The organism is Halomonas beimenensis, from assembly GCF_002549795.1.
GTDB lineage: Bacteria > Pseudomonadota > Gammaproteobacteria > Pseudomonadales > Halomonadaceae > Halomonas > Halomonas beimenensis.
In genome coordinates, this window is record NZ_CP021435.1 from 3,115,326 (window position 1) to 3,134,701 (window position 19,376).

A 19,376-nucleotide genomic window follows, 5' to 3' on the forward strand; every position below is an offset into this window, starting at 1 on the left:
AGGGGCACTCCAGCTGCAAGCTGCAAGCTGCAAGCTGCAAGCTGCAAGGCAGTGTGCTGCCCCCTGAGACAAGCCGACAAGGGGTTTCCTTGTCGCTTGCTCCTTGTAGCTTGTCGCTGCCCGAAGGGCGCTCAGCGTCCGATCATCGCCCGAGCCCGGTCGAGGGTCTCGAGCGAGACCGCGTTGCCGGAGAGGATCAGCGCGACCTTCCGGCCGCGCACGTCCAGGCCATGCTCGGCCAGGGCCGCCAGGCCTACCGCGGCGGCGCCTTCCACCAGCCGCTTCTCGTGCGCGAGGATATCCACCATGGCAGCGGCGATCGCCGACTCCGAGACGCGGTAGTGATCGTCCATCACCTGACTCACCAGGGCGAAGGTGCAGCGGTTGTCGAGGCCGATGCCGCCACCCAGGGAGTCGGCCAGGCTCTCCACCTCCTCCACGGCCACCGGGTGACCCGCCGTCAGGCTCTCGGCCATGGCCGCTCCCCGGGACAGGCTCACCCCCGTGACCCGCGTCGCCGGCCGGATCGCCTTGACCGCCGCGCCGATGCCGCCCAGCAAGCCGCCGCCGGACAGGCCGACGATCACCCGATCCAGGTCCGGGGCATCCTCCATCAGCTCCAGGCCGATGGAGCCCTGTCCCGCCACGATCAGCGGGTCGTCGAAGGGCGGAATCAGGGTCATGCCCCGCTCGGCCACCCGTCGCTCGACCTCGCCGAACGCCTCGTCCTGACTCTCGCCCACGCGGACCACCTCGGCACCGAACTCGGCGATGGCCGCGGCCTTGTGCTCGGGGACCAGCCGCGACAGGCAGACCACCGCGGGAATACCCAGCCGTGAGGCGGCCAGGGCCACGGCCCGGCCGTGGTTGCCGGTGGAAGCGGTCACCACCCCGGCGGCCAGGGAGTCCCGCCCTCTCTCCTCCAGCAAGGCCGAGATCATATTGGTGGCGCCGCGCAGCTTGAAGGCGCCGGTGGGCTGGCAGGTCTCCCACTTGAGCAGGATCTCGGCGCCGAAGCGCCGGGACAGGGCGCCGGAGCGCACCAAAGGGGTACGCGTCACCCGGCCGGCGATTCGCCGACGAGCGGCGTAGATCTCGGCCAGGGTGACGGCATGGGCGGAGTCGTACATCGTCCTCTCCTCGGATGCGATCGACCGAGCACGCCACCCACGCGATCGCCGCGGGCATGACCCGCGGCGATCGGCGCTGACGGACGGCCTCAGGCGGTCTGCAGGACGCCCTCGCGGACCAGCTCGTCGGTGACCTTGTTCACCGCGCGTTCGGTACGGGCGATGATCTCGTCGACCTCGCCGCGGCTGGTGGTCGGCAGCGGCGCGAAGCCGAGGATGTCTCCCTGAGGCATGGCCCGGGCGATCAGGTTCTCCTCTAGGGCGGCGGCGGCGATGCGCGGACCGACCTTGAGGCTCGGATCGAAGTGGGCACGGCGAGCCGGGTCGGCGGAGAACTCCAGCGCCGCCAGCATCCCCACGCCGCGGGCCTGGCCGACGATGGGATGATCGCCGAAGGTCGCCTGCATGCGCTTCTGGAGGTAGGCGCCGGTGTCGGCGGCGTTGGCGGTGAGCCCCTCGCGCTCGATGATCGCCAGGTTGGCCAGGCCGGCGGCTCAGCCCAGGGCATGACCGGAATAGGTCCAGCCGTGACCGATGGGGCCGTACTCGCCGGTGCCCTGCTCCAGCACCTGCCAGACCCGGTCGCCGACGATGACGCCGGACAGCGGCTGATAGGCGCTGGTCAGGCCCTTGGCCACGGTGATCAGGTCCGGCTTGATGCCGTAGTGATGGCTGCCGAAGTCGCTGCCGATCCGCCCGAAGCCGCAGACCACCTCGTCGGCGATCAGCAGGACGTCGTACTTGGCGAGCACCGCCTGGATGGCCTCCCAGTAGCCCTCCGGCGGCGGCACGATGCCGCCGGTGCCGAGCACCGGCTCGCCGATGAAGGCCGCCACCGTGTCGGGGCCCTCGGCCAGGATCATCGCCTCGAGCTGCTCCGCGCAGTGCCGGGAGAACTCGCGCTCGGTCATGCCCTCCTGCTCCGCGGCGCGGTGATAGTAGTACGGCGCCTCGGTGTGGCGGATGGTGTCGATGGGCAGGTCGAAGTGGTCGTGGAAGGCCTTGAGCCCGGTCAGCGAGCCCGAGGCGATCCCGGAACCGTGATAGCCGCGCATCCGCGCGATCACCTTCTTCTTCTGCGGGCGACCCAGGACATTGTTGTAGTAGCGCACGATCTTGAGCTGGGTCTCGTTGGCGTCGCTGCCGGACATGCCGTAGTAGACCTTGGACATGCCGGGCCCGGCCAGCTCGAGGATCTTCTCGGACAGGGCGATCTGCGGCTCGTTGGAGTGGCCCACGTAGGTGTGGTAGTAGGCCATCTCGAGGGCCTGCTGGTAGATGGCCTCGGCCACCTCGGTGCGGCCGTAGCCGATGTTGACGCAGTACAGCCCGGCGAAGCCGTCGATGAACTCGCGGCCGTCCTTGTCGATGATATGGATGCCCTTGCCGCCGGTGATGACCCGGCCCGGCGCGTCGCCGTGGGCGAAGTCGCGCAGGTGGGTGGAGGCGTGGAAGGTCACCTTGCGGTCGCGGTCGATCAGGTCCTTGTGGGTGGTCATGCGTCTCTCCAGTCAAGGCTCCCCGGCTCCGCCGGGGAGGATGTTCGTCATTCTCGGATTGTCTTAGGTCTGGTGATGCTTGTCGCTACTAGGCTACTGCAGAAGGGGCTCTTCGGCGGCAGGCCTCCGTGAGGGCGCTGTAAACCCATCCCTGGGCGCTACTTTTGCCCTGCGGCGCTATCGCTTCCTGCGCCGCTTGCAGGGCCTGGGTTGGCCATCCATGGCCAACCCGCTCGGCGGGAAGAACATTCACTGGACGTTCTTCTCCATCCGCCTCGCCCCTGGGCAAAAGACCCTCACTGCGACCTGCCGCCGACGCCCCGTCGAGCTCGGATGGCCGATTACCTGATGCCTCGGATCCAGAGAGCTCTGCGAGCGAAGGCCTGACCAGGCGGGCCCGACGGAGAACAGCGGAGTTTACTGGCCGTAAATGAGCATGTTCGATGTCGGGCCCAACGCCGTCAGGCCGAGCGCAGCTAGCTCCCCGAAACCGAGCCCAGGGCCCCCAGGCAGTAGTACTTCGTCTCCAGATACTCGTCGATGCCGGTCACGCCGCCCTCGCGGCCGAGGCCCGAGTGCTTGACCCCGCCGAAGGGCACCGGGGGACCGGTCATCTTCACGGAATTGACCGCGACCATGCCATATTCCAGGGCGCGCAGGAGTTTCCAGATGCGACGGATGTCATGGGTATAGACGTAGGCCGCCAGGCCGTACTCGGTGTCGTTGGCCATCTCGATGACCTGGTCATCGTCGCTGTAGGCGGTGATGCCGGCCACCGGGGCGAAGCTCTCCTCGTGCCAGATCTTCATGTCGTGGGTCACGTTGGTGAGCAGGGTCGGCATGAAGAAGTTCTCGCCCGGCGCCTGGCGCTGGTCGCCGGCCACCAGGGTGGCGCCCTTGGAGACGGCGTCATCGACGATGGCCGCGGCCTTCTCCACCGCCTGGCGATGGATCAACGGCCCCAGGTCGACCTCGCTCTCCAGGCCGTTGCCCACGGTCAAGGCCGCCATGCGGTTGGCGAAGTGCTCGACGAAGGCGTCATGGAGCGACTCGTGGACCAGGATGCGGTCCGCGGCGAGGCAGTCCTGGCCGGCGGTCTGGAACTTGGCCGCCACGGCGGCGAACGCCGCTTCCTTGGGATCCATGTCCGGCCCGACGATGAAGGGCGCATTGCCGCCCAGCTCCAGCGAGACGCGCTTGACCGAGTTGGCACACTGTTCCAGCAACAGCCGGCCCACCCGGGTGGAGCCGGTGAAGGACAGCGCCTTGATGCGGTCCTCGTCGCAGAGGATCCGCGACACCTCGGCGGCTTCCCCCAGCACCACGTTGAAGACCCCGGCGGGGATGCCGGCACGCTCGGCGAGCTCGGCCAGCGCCAGCGCCGAGAAGGGGGTCTCGTGGGCCGGCTTGACGATCACCGGGCAGCCGGCGGCCATGGCCGCGGCGGCCTTGCGAGTGATCATCGCCAGCGGGAAGTTCCAGGGCGTGATCAGGGCGGCGATGCCCACCGGCTCCTTGAGGGTGCCCAGCGCCGCGTTGGGGATGTGGCTGGGGATGGTGTCACCGAAGGTCCGCTTGCCCTCCTCGGCGAACCAGCGCACGAAGCTGGCGCCGTACTCCACCTCGCCGCGGGCGTCCGGCAGCGGCTTGCCCTGCTCCCGGGTCATGAGGATCGCCAGGTCCTCGCGGTGAGCCTGGAGCAGGTCGTACCAGGCCAGCAGGCGCTCGCAACGCTCGTCGGCGCGCAGCGCCCGCCAGTGCACGAAGGCCGCCTCGGCGGCGTCCACGGCCGCGGTGATCTGGGCCGGCTCGAGCAGCGGAATATGCCCCAGCACCTCGCCGGTGGCGGGATCGACGACGGCCTCCTCGCGGCCCTGGTCGGCATGGGTCCACTTGCCGTCGACATAGGCGTACTGCCGGAACAGACGCGGATCGCTGAGCATGTTGGACAGCGTCATGGTCACCTCCCCTGACACGCCGGCGCGGGAAGGCGCCGGCGGTGAAATGGCATCCGCGGCGGGCGCCGCGTGATGGTGTCAGGGTAAGGCAGGCGGGCGGACGGGAGTTTCCGAAGTCGGGCGCCGGGGCACGGAAGATTTTTCGTTCCGGCGCCGTGGGGTTGCGATTTTTTTGTCGCCTCCTCAGTAGACGGGCGGGTCGGCCAGGGCCCCCTCGGTGAACACCAGCAGGCCCAGCTCCGGGCGATAGCCATGGATCTCCTTGACGTCCAGGGCCTGGAGGAAGTGCAGGATCGCCTCGCTGACCACCTGCCCCGGCACCAGCACCGGGAAGCCCGGCGGATAGGGAATCACGAAGCTGGCCGCCACCACGTCGCGTCCCTCCCGCATCTGGGCCTGGAGCTCCCCGTTGTCGAAGCTCAGGTACTCGGTGTTCTCCTCGTCGTAGCTCAGGAAGTAGGCGCTGCGGATGTCGCCTTCCGCCGTCTCGGCACCGCGTCGGAAGGCGTCGTGGAAGCGGCTGAAGTCCGGCAGCGGCGGCAGCTCCCGGGTCAGGGAGTGGACCCGGCGCTCGATGATCTTGCGCTCGGGGCGGCTGCTCTCCTCCCAGCGGTAATCGAACTCCTTGGCGATCTTCATCAGCACGTCGAGCAGGTAGGCGATGGCGCCCCGGGAGGTGCCGATATTGGTCATGAACAGCACGGTGTTGCGTGAGGTCTTGTTGATCTGGATGCCGTACTTGTTCATCAGGTATTCGTTCTTGAAGGCATCGCCGTCCACCCCGGTGTTCCCGATGGCGATGGTCACCCGGGTGGGGTCGACCACGAACTCGTCCCGGGCCCAGGCCTCCTCCATCTGGTTCCAGCCGGTTACCGGGTCGTAGTAGGACTCGACCCCGGACTCCCGGTAGGCGGCGGGTACCATGTCGCTGTTCTTGAGCACCCGGAAGTACTTCTGCAGCAGCGGATGGCTGTAGAGCTGCTCGCGCAGCGACATCGCCGCCTCGACCTGGGCATGCACCAGCTCGAAGCCTTCCATCTCGGCCTGCATGCGGCCCACGTCCAGCGACGCCAGGATCTGGTAGTTGGGCGAGGTGGAGGTGTGGGTCATGTAGGCTTCGTGGAAGGGCGCCTCCGCGCGCTGCCGGAAGTCCTGGTCGTAGACGTGGATCATCGAGCCCTGGCGCAGGGAGGTCAGGGTCTTGTGGGTGGAGTGGGTGGCATAGACCCGGATCCGCACCCGGTCCGGATCCGGCATCAGCGGCCGCTCGAGCCAGGTGGCGTCGTCGTCCGGGTCCAGGGCGTCGAACTCGGCCTTCCAGGCCTCGTACTCGCGGCGGTACTCCTCGCTGCGGTAGCGGTCGCGCAGGGTGCGCGCCGCGTGCATGGCCGTGCGCGGACGATAGGTGGGGTTGAAGGAGGCGAAGGCGAACCAGGCCTCGTCCCACAGGAACACCAGGTCGGGCTTGATCGCCAGGCACTCCTCCATGACCCGGCGCACGTTGTAGACCACGCCGTCGAAGGTGCAGTTGGTGAGCAGCAGCATCTTCACCTTGTCGAGGGTGCCGGCCCGCTTGTGGTCGAGCAGGGTCTTCTTGATCTCGTGGAGCGGCACCGCCCCGTACATGGAATAGTCGTTGAGCGGATAGGAATCCAGGTAACTGACATGGGCCCCGGCCAGCACCATGCCGTAGTGGTGCGACTTGTGACAGTCGCGGTCGACGAGCACGATGTCGCGGGGCTTGATCAGCGCCTGGACCACGATCTTGTTGGCCGTGGAGGTGCCGTTGGTGACGAAGAAGCTCTGCCGGGCGCCGAAGGCCCGGGCGGCGTACTCCTGGGCCTTCTTGATCGGCCCGTAGGGTTGCAGCAGGGAATCCAGCCCCCCCGATGTCGCCGAGGTTTCGGCCAGGAAGATGTTGATGCCGTAGAAGTCGATCATGTGGCCCGCCCAGTGGGAACGGGTGATCGACTTGCCCCGGGAGATGGGCATGGCATGGAAGACCCCGGTGGGCTTCTTGCTGTACTCGCGCAGGGCATCGAAGAAGGGCGTGCGGAAGCGGTCGTCGATGGCGCGCAGGATGGTGTGGTGCTGCTCGATGTAGTCCGTCTCGCGATAGAAGATCCGCTTGAAGTGGCGGAGGTCGCGGCTGGCGGTGCTCTCCACGTCGGCGCTGGTGACCAGGAACTGGTCCACCTCGGGACGCAGCTCGTGGATCATCGAGCTCAGCAGGATGCTGCGGTCGGCCTCCGACTGCTCCTCCAGGGACTGCTCGGAGAGGCCCTCCAGGTAGCGGCGCAGGGCGCTGAGGTTGTACTTGGACTTGAAGGGGAAGTCGAAGCGGATCAGGCAGGCCTGGATGTTGGGATTGACCAGCATCGCGATCAGGGCATCCTCGAAGCTCCTGACCGTGACCACGTCGTAGACGAACCTGTCCTCGGGACGACGCAGGTTGTGGAAGGCCTCCCGGACCACCTCCTCTTCCTGGGCAGAGCAGTTGTCGACGATCAGCAGCTCGAAGTAGGGCTGGGCCGCGCTGTTGGAGGCCGGATGGCCACGCCGCAGCTGGTTGAGGGCATCCAGGGTCTCCAGGCTCTCGTCATCGGCATCGGTCTCGCTCAGGTCGACGTGCCGGCGCCGGTAGGATTCGCTGATCAACGCCCGCACCAGGCGCCTGACCACCTTGTCGAGGGCATCGTACTCCCCGCGCTGGAACAGCGACCAGATATGGCGGAAGTCCTCCTTGGACGGGAAGGCGTGATAGTCCTCGATGATCTCGAGCCGGGTGAGCTTGACGTCGATGGCCTTGACCAGTTGCCGCATCCGGCTCTCGTCCTTGAGCCGCACCAGCTGGCCGAGATCCCGCGTCAGGGCGTTCCAGGTGTCGGCGCGCAGCTGGGAGATCTTGTGGTAGAACCCCAGCGCCGTATAGGGCGTTTCGGTATGACTCGTCTCTTGCATGGCGACACCCTTCTTGGTGATGGTTCAGCGTCCCTCACCCCGTATAGAGTCCCCGCGCACCGTAGCGCACGGTGATACGCTCCTCGGGGAAGTCCTCGAAGGAGAGGTCGAGGTCGAGCCCCGGCCAGTGGAACATCGCCCGTCCCTGGTCGGGCCGGTAGACCGCGGTGTAGACCGTGCCCAGGCCGCGGCCGTAGTCGTGGCGGAACAGCGGCGGGGACGAGAAGGCGGCGACGAAGCGCGCCTCGCTGGTCGCCTCGTCGTCCACCAGGATCGACAGCTGGCGCTCGCGGATCAGCGTCTCCGACGCCAGGGCATGGGCGTACCATTCGATCTTCTTCTGGTGGTTGGTGGCCACCGGCACCCGGCGGATGCTGGCCGGGCGGTCGGGGGCGATCATCGCCGTGACGTAGCGGCCGGCGCGGTCGGCCACGGTGATGTTGTAGGCCATGTGGGTCGGCACCCGGGCCAGTACCCGAGCCGCCTGGGGAACGTCGTCGCAGGTCTCCAGGACATAGCGCAGGATGATCGGCGCCCCGAAGCCGTCGCCGACCGCCTTGCGGCCGCCGAAGGCCAGCGAGACGGCCAGGCCGTTCTCGTTCATGCCGTCGAGCACGCCCCACAGGCAGTCGGACATGGCGATGACCCGGCGCCCGTTCCAGCGGCTGTAGAGGATGGTCCCCTCGCACAGCTCGGGGGGATAGTCGTAGTTTCGCGCCAGCACCGTCGCCCCCGGCCGGGTCAACACCGCCTGGGAACACCCCGTGATGTAGGCCGGCGGTCGGTAGAGGCTGAGCAGGCGAGCGCTGAGATCTCCGCCGCCGGCCAGATCGCACAGGGTCCGGTAGGTGTCCACCAGCTCGGGCATGTGGCGACGCAGCGCGTTGAAGCAGGCCAGGTAGCCCGGACGCTCGCGCTCGCCCTCGCTCAGGTACCACTGCTCGTAGGCCGGCCAGTGGAAGTCGAACAGCGACTTCCACCTGGCGCCCGGCGCCTCCTCGCGCACGGTCCGGAATTCCAGCGTCTTGGTCATCTCGCCGCCCGACGCCCGCCCCCTCGGGGCGGGGCGCCGCGCCTCCCCCTCACAGGATCTTGAAGTTGGCGCCGCCGACGGCATGACTCACGGCGACCTGCTCCACCACCGGATCCTGGAGGGGCTGGCCGGCGAACTGCCCCCGGATGCCGTCGATCCACGCCTTGGCCCGCTCGGTGAGCTGGAAGTCGTCGTCCATCAGCCGACCTCGGGTGATCAGGATGCCGAGATCGGCGCCCTCGTAGCGGAAGTCGCCCTCGCCGCTGATGCGCAGGAAGAAGGCCTCGCTCTCGTTCTCGGCGGCATGGGGGTGGGAGTCGTAATGGTCGTAGGCGACGCTGCCGTCCTCCGCCATGCGCCAGACCCCGGAGGCCGGGGCGGCGGTGAGCAGGTCGACGCTCTCCTCGGTGTGCTTGATGACCAGCTGGCTCCAGCTGTCGACGCTGTCGGGATGGGACCAGCGCTCGTTGATGTCGTCGATGTCGAGGTCGAAGTCGAGGTCGGAGAACTCCAGCAGGTGAAAGAGGAACAGCGGGATGTCGGAATGGGCGAAGGCCGCCACGTTGGTCAGCGAGCTGGCCCCGGTGACACGCGGGTTGAGCTCGCCGAGATAGACCTCGTGGCTGTCCATGTCGATCAGGAAGTCGAGCTCGAAGTAGCCGCGATAGCCCTCCTCGCGCAGCGCCTCGCCGAACCGGAAGGTGTACTCCCGCGCCTTGTCGCGCACCTCCTGGCTGAAGGCGCCGGCGAACATCTCGTTGCCGCACCAGCCGCCCTTGTAGGGCGTCAGCGACTTGAAGCCCACCAGCTCGGTCATCAGCGGCCCGACCACGGTGCCGCAGCGGGTGGCGCAGGCCTCGATGGCCGAGCCGCGGCAGTTGATGCGCTTCATGATCTTGACCTCGGGCTCCGCCTCGATCTCCTCGGCGTGCTTGTAGTAGTCGTCCTCGCCGGCGATGAAGAAGGTGGTATGCCCCGAGTCGCCGTAGGCGGTCTGCACCACCAGATCGTCCCCCAGCTCCCGGCTCACCTCCCGCAGTTCCGCGTAGCTGCCCACCTTGGCCAGGACGTTGGGCACGCTGGGCACCCCGGCCTTGTTGCCGATGCGCACCGTCTCGATCTTGTTGTCCATGCGCGAGCGCAGTGCCGCCGGCGGGAAGGCGATCTTCAGCCCGAGCTGCTCGCAGATTTCCTCGGTGTGCTCGTCGAACATCAGGAAGGCGGCGGTGCCGGCGTTGTCCCCCTGGGCCCGGGACTGGATGAAGTCGATGACTTCCTTGTGCTCGAGGAGGTAGTTGTTGATGTCCTCGATGCTCTCGAAGTCCCGGGGAAACTTCTCGCGGGGCACGAAGACGTTGCGCTGGCGCCGGTCGAAGCAGTCGATGTAGTTGATGTGCCGGAAGCTGCCGACCCAGTCACCGATCCCCAGCAGGTTGAAGTTGGTGGCCGAGATGAAGTAGATCGGCTCCTTGTTGTTGAGGAAGTGGCGGCGAACGTCGGCGATGCTGGTGAGCTTGTTGTTCATCGTGGTCGCTCCCTGAGGGTCGGCGGGGGTCCCGTCCTTCGCGGCGGCGGGGACGGCACGGTCGGACACGGCGGAGCCGGCGGCCTTGGGCGAGGCGAACAGGCGACGCAGGGCATCGAGGATTCGAGCGAACATGGGAGGTCCTCGTTCCATGGTTTGGTGGCCGCCTGTCCGTGGCGATTCAGTACTCCTCGATATTGGCACGCTGCGGCTTGGCGAGCGGTCCCAGGGTGTCCAGGAAGGGCGAGGAGCCGTCTTCGTTGCGATACAGCGAGAAGTCGACGCGCCGGTCGCGGAAGCTCTTGAGCGGCTGCCCGAGCCCCCGCAGCCCCGTTTCGCGCTCGCGGCGCACGCGGCTCAGGTCGACCTCGATGGGCATGATCTCCTCGCCGGTGCCGGCCTGGTGGATGACGTCCCCCGACGGGCCCACCACGATGGAGCGCCCGTTGCCGATGGCGCCGGCCCCGTTGATGTCGAAGAAGTAGCACTGGTTGACCGCCGCGTTGGTGCGCGCGATGGCCAGCTCGATATCCCGGTCGATGGTATCGGTCATGGTCGGGTGGAGGATCACCTCGGCCCCCATGGCCGCCAGGGTGCGGGTGGTCTCGGGGAACCACATGTCATAGCAGATCGAGACGCCGAAGCGCCCCACGTGAGGCACGTCGAAGGTGACGAACTCGCCGCCGCTCTCCACTCCGGCCTCGTAGGGGCGGAAGGGGAACATCTTGCGGTAGCGGGCCACGATCTCGCCCCGGGGGTTGATGACCGAGAGGGTGTTGAAGACCTGCCCTTCGCGCTGCTCGAACATCGAGCCGGGAATCAGCCAGATGCGATGCTGCTCGGCCAGCTGGCAGAACATCGCCTCGGCATGGTTGGGCAGCGGCTGGGCATGGTGAGGGGAGGCCCCCATGGGCATCAGTTCGCTGAACAGCACCATCTGCACCTGGGGAAAACGGCTCATCAGCGCATCGATCCGATGGCGCATGGCCTCGGTGTTGTCGCCATGATGCAGGGCATGCATCTGAACACCGGCAATCGTGAAATAGGACATGGTGGTCTCTCTGCGTCAGGCGATCTCGAATCACTTCGGGCACAGTCCAACGGCCGGCGCCAATCGATTCAACGCCGGAGGGATCGCCCGGCAGGGGTGGTAGAGCTGTATACTCACCTCCCCTTCAGCTTATGCCATGTCCGTAGGGAGGATTCAACGCTGGGTGCACGTCGCGAGCGATCCGGCTCATTGCGGCATGAAATCGCCCGGAGAGAAGCCGGCGTCGGGACGCTTGACGGTCTTGGTGACGATATAGGTGAAATAGCGCTCGATGCCGGCATCGGACATCAGCCAGGCATCGATCAGGCGCTGGTAGGCATCGATGGAGGTCGCCTCGACCTTGACCAGGTAATCGACGCCGCCGCCCACGGCCACGCACTCGGTGACCTCCGGGGTGTCGCGGACCAGGGCCTCGAAGCGCGCGAAGCTCTCGGCATTGTGCGCCTTGAGCTCGATCTGCACCCACACCGGGGTGCGGGGCCGGAGCACGGCCGGGTTGATCCGCGCCCCGTAGCCCTCGATGATGCCGGCCTTCTCCAGGCGCCGGACCCGCTCCCAGCAGGGGCTGACCGAGAGGTTGATGGCCTCGGCCAGCTTCGACTTGGTGATGCGTCCCTCACGGGAGAGGATCTCGAGGATCTTCAGGTCGTAGCGATCGAGCTTCATGGGTGTCCGGGATCCTGGCATCAACCGAGGGCATCGACCACTTCGGCGATCACCGCGATGGTGTCGCCCATGTGGACGTTGGCCGGGAAGCGGCGCGCCGCGAGCACCCCGCCGCGGCCGGCGCGGTACTCGACGGGCGCGGCCCCGCTGCGGGTCATGTCGTAGACTCGGGCGATCACCTGGCCCTGCTCCACGGCCTCCCCCAGGGCCACCGTCAGCTCGAGCAGGCCGCTGTGCTCGCTCTGCACGTAGCAGCTGGCATCCGGCATGTCGAGATAGACCTGGGGCTCGGCGGGCGCCTCCGGCTCGCCCTCGAGCAGGCCGAAATGGATCAGGAAGTTGCGGATGCCCCGCTCGGTGATCGCCAGGCTCTCGGGCGTGGAGGTGCCGCCGCCGCCGAGCTCGGTGGCCACGAAGATCTTGCCCTGGCGCTCCACGGCGGTGTCGAACAGCGCCTCGGCATCGAGCTCGAACATCATCATCGCATAGGGCGCGCCGAAGGCCTTGGCGGCCGCCAGGGCCTGGCGCTGCTGGTCCGCGTCATCGAGCACATGGGAGGCCGCGAAGGGCACGATGTCCAGGGTCCGGCCGCCGGAGTGCAGGTCCAGCACCACGTCGCACATGGGCACCAGCACCCGGGTGAAGTAGTCGGCGATCTTCTCGGTGACGCTGCCGTCCGGGTCGCCCGGGAAGCTGCGGTTGAGGTTGCCGCCGTCCATGGGCGAGGTGCGCCGGCCGGCCTGGGCCGCCGGGGCGTTCATCGTCGGCACGATGATCACCCGGCCACGGATGTCCTCGGCCGTCAGGCGGCTCGACAACTTCTGCAGGGCGGTGATGCCCTCGTACTCGTCGCCGTGGTTGCCCCCGGTCAGCAGGGCCGTGGGACCCTCGCCGCGCTTGATCACGGTGACGGGGATCATCACCGCGCCCCAGGCCGACTCGTCGGTGGAGATCGGCAGCTTGAGGAAGCCGTGCTGGACGCCCTCGGCGTCGAAGTCCACGGTCGCGGAGATGGGGCTGGGTCGCTTGCTCATGGGGCGTGCTCCTTACTTGACGAACAGCTGGCGCGGGAAGTTGGCCAGCGTCTCGCAGCCGGTCTCGGTGATCAGGATGCTTTCGGTGATCTCCAGGCCCCAGTCCTCCTCCCAGAGGCCGGGCATGAAGTGGAAGGTCATGCCCGGCTCGAGGATGGTCTCGTCGGAGGGACGCAGGCTCATGGTGCGCTCGCCCCAGTCCGGCGGATAGCTGATGCCGATGGGGTAGCCACAGCGCGCCCCGCCGCGGTCGAAGCCGTACTTGTCCATGGCCGCGCCCAGGGCCATGGCGATGTCCGCGGTACGGTTGCCGGGCCGGGCCACCTCCATGCCGTGCTCGATGCCCTCGAGCAGCGCCGACTCGGCGCGCAGGAACTCCTCGGGAGGACGGCCCAGGAAGACGGTACGCGACATGGGCGCATGGTAGCGCTTGAAGACGCCGGCGATCTCGAAGAAGGTCCCCTCACCTTCCCGGAAGGGGCTGTCGTCCCAGGTGAGGTGCGGCGCCGCCGCGTCCTTGCCGGTGGGCAGCATGGGCACGATGGCCGGGTAGTCGCCGCCGAAGATCTTGCCGTGTTCGTCCTTCCAGCCCTCGATGCCGACCCGGTAGATCTCGGAGACCAGCTTGCTCTTGGGCAGCCCGGGCTCGACGATCTCGAGGATGCGCGAATGCATGCCCTCCACGATCTTGCCCGCGATGCGCATGTACTCGACCTCCTGGGCCGACTTGATGGCTCGGCACCAGTTGACCAGGGCATTGGCGTCCATGAAGCGGGCATGGGGCAGTTCGCGCAGCAGCGACTGATAGGCCTTGGCGGAGAAGTAGTAGTTGTCCATCTCCATGCCCACCACGCCCTCGTGCCACCCGCGATCGGGCAGGATGGTCTGGGCCAGGTAGTCCATGGGGTGCATGTCCGGGTTCTGGACATAGTAATCCGGGTAGTAGGTGATGTTCTCCGGATCCATCCAGCAGGTGCGCAGGGCGCCGTTGGCATCCATGCGCCGGCCGTACCACACGGGCTCCCCTTCGAGCCCGAGCAGCACGCACTGGTGCACGTAGAAGGACCAGCCGTCGTACCCGGTCAGCCAGGCCATGTTGGAGGGGTCGCTGATGATCAGCACGTCGATGCCCCGGCTCGCCATCTCGGCGCGGACCTTCCAGAGCCGGCCGGCATATTCTTCGCGAGTGAAAGGCAGGGAAACCTGAATCATGGAATCGCTCGTCCAACGATCACATCACCGGTGCCGGCGCCTCCTGTACGGAGGCAGCCGGGGCGTTAAGGCGGACATCCCGGCCACACCCGGGCCGTGTCAATTGTCATGATGTCTGTTAGCCTGATTCATGACAATTTCCATCCATGTCTCAAGCCGATACTAGCACTGCCGCTTGGCAGGGGGTCAAAGGCTTTATTGCATCATGACAATCGATCTGACGCCCTTCCTGTCACCCACCGGCCCCAAGTACCTGGCCATCGCCCGGGCGCTGGCCGAGGCCATCCGCCAGGGCGAGCTCGTCCCCGGCGCCCGGCTGCCGCCTCATCGACAGCTGGCCGAGGCCCTGGGAGTGAGCGTGCAGACCGTCTCGCGAGCCTATGCCCAGGCCGAGAAGATGGGCCTGGTGCAGGCCAGGGTCGGCAGCGGCACCTGGATCAACGCCCTGGATGATGCCCGCGAGGCCGCCTACCTGCGAGGCCAGGAATCGCGCCGGGAGCCTGCCCTGATCGACCTGTCCATCGCCCATCCCGTCTGCCCGCCGGGCCATCACCTGCGGTTTCGCGAGACGCTGGCGGAGCTCGCCGAGCAGGGCAGCCCCGAGGTGGTGACCGCCAACCGGCCCATCGCCGGCCTGCCCCACCAGCGGGAGCGTGCCAGCGACTGGCTGGCCGGTCGGCTGGGCGTTCCCGGAGGGCCCGACGACAGGATACTGTGCAATGGGGCCGCGCACGGCCTGATGCTGGCGATCTCCACCCTGGTGCAGCATGGCGACCTGGTGCTGACCGAGGCCCTCACCGATCATGGGCTGATCGCCCTGTCGCGCACCCTGGGCTTCCAGTTGCGGGGCGTGGCGATCGACGAGCGGGGCGTGATCCCCGAGGCCCTCGACCTGGCCTGCCGCCGTCACCGGCCCCGGGCCGTCTGCCTCACCCCTACCCAGCTCAACCCCACCGGTGCCACCATGGATTCGCCCCGTCGCGATGCCGTGGCCGAGGTACTGGACCGCCATGGGGTCTGGCTGATCGAGGACGACGTCCATGCCCTGCTGGAACCGCCGGGACTGACCCCGCTCGCCGCCCGCCTGCCACACCTGTGCTTCCATGTCACCAGCCTGACCAAGGCCGCGGTACCGGGCCTGCGAGCCGGCTATCTGAGCGTGCCCCGGGGCCAGCTGCACCACGCCCTGCCACGGATGCGCGCCACCACCTGGATGGCCACCCCGCTGATCTTCGAGATCGCCGACGCCTGGATCGCCGACGGCACCCTGGAGCGACTGGCCAAGGAGCAGCGCGAGCTGCTGGCGGCCCGACAGCGACTCGCCGCCCGGCTACTGGCCGGCCACGAGCGCGCCGCCCGGCCCACCAGCCTGCATGTCTGGCTCTCGCTGCCGGCCGCCTGGCGAGCCGAGGAACTCCAGCAGCAGGCCGAACAGGAAGGTGTCGCCCTCACCACGGCGATACCCTTCATGGTGGAGCAGACCCCGCCGCCCCGTCGCATCAGGCTGAGTCTCGGGGCGGAACAGGACCCGGCCCGCCTGGAGGAAGGGCTGGGCCGGATCGCCGCCTTGCTGGACGAGGCGCCTCCCCCCATGATGCAGATCGTCTATTGAGCAAGGAGACCGACATGCGCGTCCTGGTCCATACCGATGCCGCCGAGGCCTGGCGCGAGGGCCTGGCCGAACGCCTGCCTCACGCCGAGATCATCACCAGCGATGCCCCGGCCGAGGAACGTCGCCGGGCGGACTACCTGGCGGCCTGGAAGCCGCCCGCCGAGCTGCTCGGCGAGCTCGACCGGCTCAGGGGCATCGTCAATCTGGGCGCCGGCGTCGACGCCCTGCTGAACAATCCCGCCCTGCCTCGGGGCGTGCCCATCGTCAAGTTGCGCGACGCCGGCATGGCGGGCCCCATCGCCGACTACGTGCGCTACGGCGTGCTGCATTTCCAGCGCGACTTCGACCGCTACGCCCGCCAGCAGTCGCGCGCCGAATGGCGCGAGCATTCCCTGGTCGACAAGGCCGACTGGCCGGTGGGCGTGCTCGGGCTCGGGGCCATCGGCGCCAAGGTGGCCCGGACCCTCGCCGACGATGGCTTCCCCGTCCACGGCTGGAGCCGCTCGCCCAAGTCGCTGGCCGGGGTGAGCTGCCACCACGGCGACGACGGCCTCGGGGCACTGCTCCCCCGAGTGAGGAGCCTGGTGCTGCTGCTGCCGGACACCCCGGCCACTCGCCACATCATCGACGCCGAGGCCCTGGCGGCGCTGCCCGAGGGGGCCACCCTGATCAATCCCGGCCGTGGCACCCTGATCGACGAGCCCGCCCTGCTCGAGGCCCTGGGCGACGGCGAGGCCGAAGGCCGGCTGCGCGGCGCGGTGCTCGACGCCTTCCCGGAGGAGCCGTTGCCCGGCGACAGCCCCCTCTGGGCCCATCCCCGGGTGATCGTCACGCCGCACATGGCCGGCCCCACCCCGCTCCGGGAGGCGGTGGATCAGGTCGCCGAGGCGATCCGGGCCTTCGAGACCGGCGAGCCGGTGGAGACCATCGATCCCGAGGCCGGCTACTAGTAGCCGTGAATCGGGGGCCATCCGCCTCATTCGATCGATGACGCCATCGCGACATCCGGGGGCCTCGCGGCGATCGATCGAGTCCGGCAGGCGCCAGGCCCTACACGAAACCGAAAGCAGGGCGTAGGCTGAAGGGTGACACACACCGACCTCGGAGGAGGTGCACGATGCGTCACGCTCAGGTGGACTACGGTCGCCGGGACGCGCTGCTGGTGGTGGACATGCAGAACGACTTCTGCGAGGGCGGCGCCCTGGCCGTGGAGGGCGGCAACGCCCTGGTCCCGGGCATCAACGCCGAGATCGGCGCCGCCCGGGCGGCGGGCGCCCTGGTGGTCGCCTCCCGGGACTGGCACCCGATCGATCACGTCAGCTTCGAGCATCGCGGCGGTCCCTGGCCGGTGCACTGCGTCCAGGACACCCAGGGCGCCGCCTATCATGCCGATCTCGACCTCGATGAAGCGACCATCCGCGTCAGCAAGGCCACCGCCTTCGATGCCGACGCCTACTCCGCCTTCGACGGCACGGGACTGGCCGGCTACCTTCGCGACCGCGGGATCGAGCGGGTGATCGTCTGCGGCCTGGCCCTGGACGTCTGCGTCAAGGCCACGGTCCTCGCTGCCCGCGAGGAGGGGTTCGAGACGGTGTTGCTCGAGACCCTCAGCGCGCCGGTGGATGCCGACGCCGTGGCGGACTGCCGGGCGGCCTTTCGCGACGCCGGCATCGAGGTGCGCTCATGAAGGCGCCCAGACCGCTGACCGTGACCGAGGACGAGCTGGCCCTGCTCACCGACCTCTACCAGTTGACCATGACCCAGGCCTACTGGCGGGAGGGCATGGACGACACGGCCACCTTCAGCCTCTTCTTCCGCCGGCTGCCGGCCGAGCGACGCTTCATGCTCGCCTGCGGCCAGCAGCACGCGGCCGAGCGGGTCAGCCGTTTGCGCTTCACCGACGAGGCCCTCGGCCGGCTCGCCGAGGTGGACGTCCTCGAGAGCGGCTTCCTCGACTGGCTGGCCGACTGGCGCTTCGAGGGCGACATCTGGGCCCTGCCGGAGGGCACCCCGGTGTTCGCCAACGAGCCGCTGCTGGAGGTCGACGCCCCCATCGCCCAGGCCCAGTTGCTCGAGAGCCTGATCCTGAACCTGGTCCAGCTCGAGACGGTACTGGCCTCCAAGGCGGTGCGCATCGTCATGGCCGCGAGAGATCGACCGGTGGTGGACTTCGGCATGCGCCGCATGCACGGAGTGGACGCGGCGGTGCGCGGGGTGCGCGCCTATCGCACGGCAGGGCTGGCCGGTACCAGCAACGTCCTGGGCGGCCTGCGTCACGACCTGGCCCTGAACGGCACCATGGCGCACAGCTATGTGCTGGCCCACGACCGCGAGCGGGAGGCCTTCCGCGCCTTCGCCCGACAGTACCCGAGCACCACCCTGCTGGTGGACACCCACGACACCCTGGAGGGGGTGCGCCAGGTCATCGCCCTGCTGCGCGACGAGCCCGAGCTGGACGTGGCGGCCATCCGCCTGGATTCCGGGGATCTGGGCGAGCTGGCCAGGGGCGCCCGGGCGCTGCTCGACGAGGCCGGCCATGACGACATCAAGATCGTCGCCAGCAGCGGCCTCGACGAGTACGCGATCGATGCCCTGCTGGCGGACGGCGCGCCGATCGACGGCTTCGGGGTGGGAACCCAGATGGGGGTGGCGGCCGACGCCCCGGTGATCGACCTGTCCTACAAGCTGGTCGAATACGCCGGCACGCCCCGGGTCAAGCATTCCCAGGGCAAGGTCAACCTGCCCGGCCGCAAGCAGGTGTATCGGTGCTGCGACGCCGCCGGCCGCTTCACCGGTGACATCATCGCCGGCCGAGACGAGGCCGCCGAACAGGGCCGGCCGCTGCTCGCCCCCTGTGTCGTGCAGGGCCAGCCGGTTCCCGAGGCCCTGGCCCAGGCCGAGGCGGCCCGGGAGCGGGTCACCGAGGCCCTGGGCCGGCTGCCGGCCTCTCTTCGCCGGCTGTCGCCCGGCGAAAGCGACTATCCGGTGTCCCTGTCGCCGGGCCTCGAGCGCGAGGTGGAGCGGTCATCATAGCAACTCGTGGAAGCGGGCCAGCCAGGCCGGATGGGCCGGCCAGGCCGGCGCGGTGACCAGCTTGCCACTGACGATGGCCTGGTCGAGGGCGATCTCGGCGTAGTCGCCGCCGGCCAGGAAGACCTCCGGGGCACAGGCCGGATAGGCCGAGACCCGCCGGCCCTCGAGGGACACCGCGGCGGCGAGCAGCTGGGCCCCGTGGCAGATGGCGGCCACCGGTTTCTCATGGTCGAAGAAGTGTCGCACGACCTCCAGCACCCGCTCGTCCAGGCGCAGGTACTCGGGGGCCCGCCCGCCGGGAATCACCAGGCCGTCGTAGTCGTCCGACGAGATCTCGGCGAAGGTGGCGTTCAGGGAGAAGTCGTGCCCCGGCTTCTCGGTGTAGGTCTGGTCACCCTCGAAGTCGTGGATGGCGGTGCGGATGCGGTCGCCCTCGCGCTTGTCCGGACAGACGGCGTCCACCTCGTGCCCCATGGCCTGCAGGGCCTGGAAGGGCACCATGATCTCGTAGTCCTCGACGAAGTCGCCGGCGATGAGCAAGAGTCTGGCCATGGGGATCACCTCGTGGCGTGGGGAAGGAAACGCGGCTCTCTGCCAGGCCAGCCTAGCCCGGCGCTCCCGACTCGGCCATGTCGGGGAACCTGCCGCCTCTCGCGTCCTCT

14 protein-coding genes and 1 pseudogene are annotated in these 19,376 nt (G+C 68.4%); 4 read left to right on the forward strand and 11 right to left on the reverse strand.

Annotation, left to right across the window (positions count from 1 at the left end):
• Window positions 1-131 precede the first annotated feature (131 nt).
• The 10 genes and pseudogenes from eutB to doeA all read right to left on the reverse strand — a co-directional run bounded on the left by eutB (window position 132) and on the right by doeA (window position 14,069).
• Window positions 132-1,130, reverse strand: coding sequence for a hydroxyectoine utilization dehydratase EutB (gene eutB, locus BEI_RS14530; protein WP_097790193.1), 999 nt, complete (start codon window positions 1,128-1,130; stop codon window positions 132-134).
• 89 nt (window positions 1,131-1,219) lie between these two features.
• Window positions 1,220-2,629, reverse strand: a pseudogene (locus BEI_RS14535) (aminotransferase).
• A gap of 476 nt (window positions 2,630-3,105) precedes the next feature.
• Window positions 3,106-4,587 carry an NAD-dependent succinate-semialdehyde dehydrogenase gene (locus tag BEI_RS14540; RefSeq protein ID WP_097790194.1) on the reverse strand — a complete coding sequence of 494 codons (1,482 nt, stop codon included), beginning with the start codon at window positions 4,585-4,587 and terminating at the stop codon, window positions 3,106-3,108.
• Window positions 4,588-4,770: 183 nt separating this feature from the next.
• Window positions 4,771-7,548, reverse strand: a complete 2,778-nt coding sequence (locus tag BEI_RS14545) for an aminotransferase class I/II-fold pyridoxal phosphate-dependent enzyme (RefSeq protein ID WP_097790195.1) — start codon at window positions 7,546-7,548, stop codon at window positions 4,771-4,773.
• A gap of 34 nt (window positions 7,549-7,582) precedes the next feature.
• Complete coding sequence (locus BEI_RS14550) at window positions 7,583-8,581, reverse strand: C45 family autoproteolytic acyltransferase/hydrolase (RefSeq protein ID WP_097790196.1); 999 nt, start codon at window positions 8,579-8,581, stop codon at window positions 7,583-7,585.
• Window positions 8,582-8,630: 49 nt separating this feature from the next.
• Entirely contained in the window at window positions 8,631-10,241 is a 1,611-nt protein-coding gene (locus BEI_RS14555; RefSeq protein ID WP_097790197.1) for a biotin carboxylase, read from the reverse strand.
• Between the two features lie 46 nt (window positions 10,242-10,287).
• Window positions 10,288-11,157, reverse strand: a complete 870-nt coding sequence (locus tag BEI_RS14560; protein ID WP_097790198.1) for a carbon-nitrogen hydrolase family protein — start codon at window positions 11,155-11,157, stop codon at window positions 10,288-10,290.
• 186 nt (window positions 11,158-11,343) lie between these two features.
• Entirely contained in the window at window positions 11,344-11,823 is a 480-nt protein-coding gene (locus tag BEI_RS14565; RefSeq protein WP_097790199.1) for an Lrp/AsnC family transcriptional regulator, read from the reverse strand.
• Window positions 11,824-11,843: 20 nt separating this feature from the next.
• Window positions 11,844-12,857: a N(2)-acetyl-L-2,4-diaminobutanoate deacetylase DoeB gene (gene doeB, locus BEI_RS14570; RefSeq protein WP_097790200.1), complete on the reverse strand. Its 1,014-nt coding sequence runs from the start codon at window positions 12,855-12,857 to the stop codon at window positions 11,844-11,846.
• A gap of 12 nt (window positions 12,858-12,869) precedes the next feature.
• Window positions 12,870-14,069 carry an ectoine hydrolase DoeA gene (gene doeA / locus BEI_RS14575; protein WP_097790201.1) on the reverse strand — a complete coding sequence of 400 codons (1,200 nt, stop codon included), beginning with the start codon at window positions 14,067-14,069 and terminating at the stop codon, window positions 12,870-12,872.
• Between the two features lie 205 nt (window positions 14,070-14,274).
• On the opposite strand from doeA, the gene ehuR reads away from it, so the two are divergent.
• The 4 genes from ehuR to BEI_RS14595 all read left to right on the forward strand — a co-directional run bounded on the left by ehuR (window position 14,275) and on the right by BEI_RS14595 (window position 18,714).
• On the forward strand, window positions 14,275-15,681 hold the full coding sequence (gene ehuR / locus BEI_RS14580; RefSeq protein WP_097790202.1) for a MocR-like ectoine utilization transcription factor EhuR: 1,407 nt from the start codon (window positions 14,275-14,277) through the stop codon (window positions 15,679-15,681).
• Window positions 15,682-15,695: 14 nt separating this feature from the next.
• Window positions 15,696-16,631, forward strand: coding sequence for a 2-hydroxyacid dehydrogenase (locus BEI_RS14585; RefSeq protein ID WP_097790203.1), 936 nt, complete (start codon window positions 15,696-15,698; stop codon window positions 16,629-16,631).
• A 167-nt stretch (window positions 16,632-16,798) separates the two neighbouring features.
• Window positions 16,799-17,368 carry a nicotinamidase gene (locus tag BEI_RS14590; RefSeq protein ID WP_097790204.1) on the forward strand — a complete coding sequence of 190 codons (570 nt, stop codon included), beginning with the start codon at window positions 16,799-16,801 and terminating at the stop codon, window positions 17,366-17,368.
• The gene (locus BEI_RS14595; RefSeq protein WP_097790205.1) at window positions 17,365-18,714 is read left to right on the forward strand and encodes a nicotinate phosphoribosyltransferase; all 1,350 of its coding nucleotides are present in this window, start codon (window positions 17,365-17,367) and stop codon (window positions 18,712-18,714) included. Before BEI_RS14590 ends, BEI_RS14595 begins: the two co-directional genes overlap by 4 nt.
• Here BEI_RS14595 and BEI_RS14600 read toward each other — a convergent pair.
• Complete coding sequence (locus BEI_RS14600) at window positions 18,709-19,266, reverse strand: DJ-1/PfpI family protein (protein WP_097790206.1); 558 nt, start codon at window positions 19,264-19,266, stop codon at window positions 18,709-18,711. The two genes, BEI_RS14595 and BEI_RS14600, sit on opposite strands and share 6 nt — an antisense overlap.
• Between the last annotated feature and the right edge of the window lie 110 nt (window positions 19,267-19,376).

What these genes read in the sequence shown, in the direction of transcription:
- eutB (WP_097790193.1), bottom strand. Translation starts at nt 1,130, where the DNA reads ATGTACGACTCCGCCCATGCCGTCACCCTGGCCGAGATCTACGCCGCT.
- BEI_RS14540 (WP_097790194.1), bottom strand. Translation starts at nt 4,587, where the DNA reads ATGACGCTGTCCAACATGCTCAGCGATCCGCGTCTGTTCCGGCAGTAC.
- BEI_RS14545 (WP_097790195.1), bottom strand. Translation starts at nt 7,548, where the DNA reads ATGCAAGAGACGAGTCATACCGAAACGCCCTATACGGCGCTGGGGTTC.
- BEI_RS14550 (WP_097790196.1), bottom strand. Translation starts at nt 8,581, where the DNA reads ATGACCAAGACGCTGGAATTCCGGACCGTGCGCGAGGAGGCGCCGGGC.
- BEI_RS14555 (WP_097790197.1), bottom strand. Translation starts at nt 10,241, where the DNA reads ATGTTCGCTCGAATCCTCGATGCCCTGCGTCGCCTGTTCGCCTCGCCC.
- BEI_RS14560 (WP_097790198.1), bottom strand. Translation starts at nt 11,157, where the DNA reads ATGTCCTATTTCACGATTGCCGGTGTTCAGATGCATGCCCTGCATCAT.
- BEI_RS14565 (WP_097790199.1), bottom strand. Translation starts at nt 11,823, where the DNA reads ATGAAGCTCGATCGCTACGACCTGAAGATCCTCGAGATCCTCTCCCGT.
- doeB (WP_097790200.1), bottom strand. Translation starts at nt 12,857, where the DNA reads ATGAGCAAGCGACCCAGCCCCATCTCCGCGACCGTGGACTTCGACGCC.
- doeA (WP_097790201.1), bottom strand. Translation starts at nt 14,069, where the DNA reads ATGATTCAGGTTTCCCTGCCTTTCACTCGCGAAGAATATGCCGGCCGG.
- ehuR (WP_097790202.1), top strand. Translation starts at nt 14,275, where the DNA reads ATGACAATCGATCTGACGCCCTTCCTGTCACCCACCGGCCCCAAGTAC.
- BEI_RS14585 (WP_097790203.1), top strand. Translation starts at nt 15,696, where the DNA reads ATGCGCGTCCTGGTCCATACCGATGCCGCCGAGGCCTGGCGCGAGGGC.
- BEI_RS14590 (WP_097790204.1), top strand. Translation starts at nt 16,799, where the DNA reads ATGCGTCACGCTCAGGTGGACTACGGTCGCCGGGACGCGCTGCTGGTG.
- BEI_RS14595 (WP_097790205.1), top strand. Translation starts at nt 17,365, where the DNA reads ATGAAGGCGCCCAGACCGCTGACCGTGACCGAGGACGAGCTGGCCCTG.
- BEI_RS14600 (WP_097790206.1), bottom strand. Translation starts at nt 19,266, where the DNA reads ATGGCCAGACTCTTGCTCATCGCCGGCGACTTCGTCGAGGACTACGAG.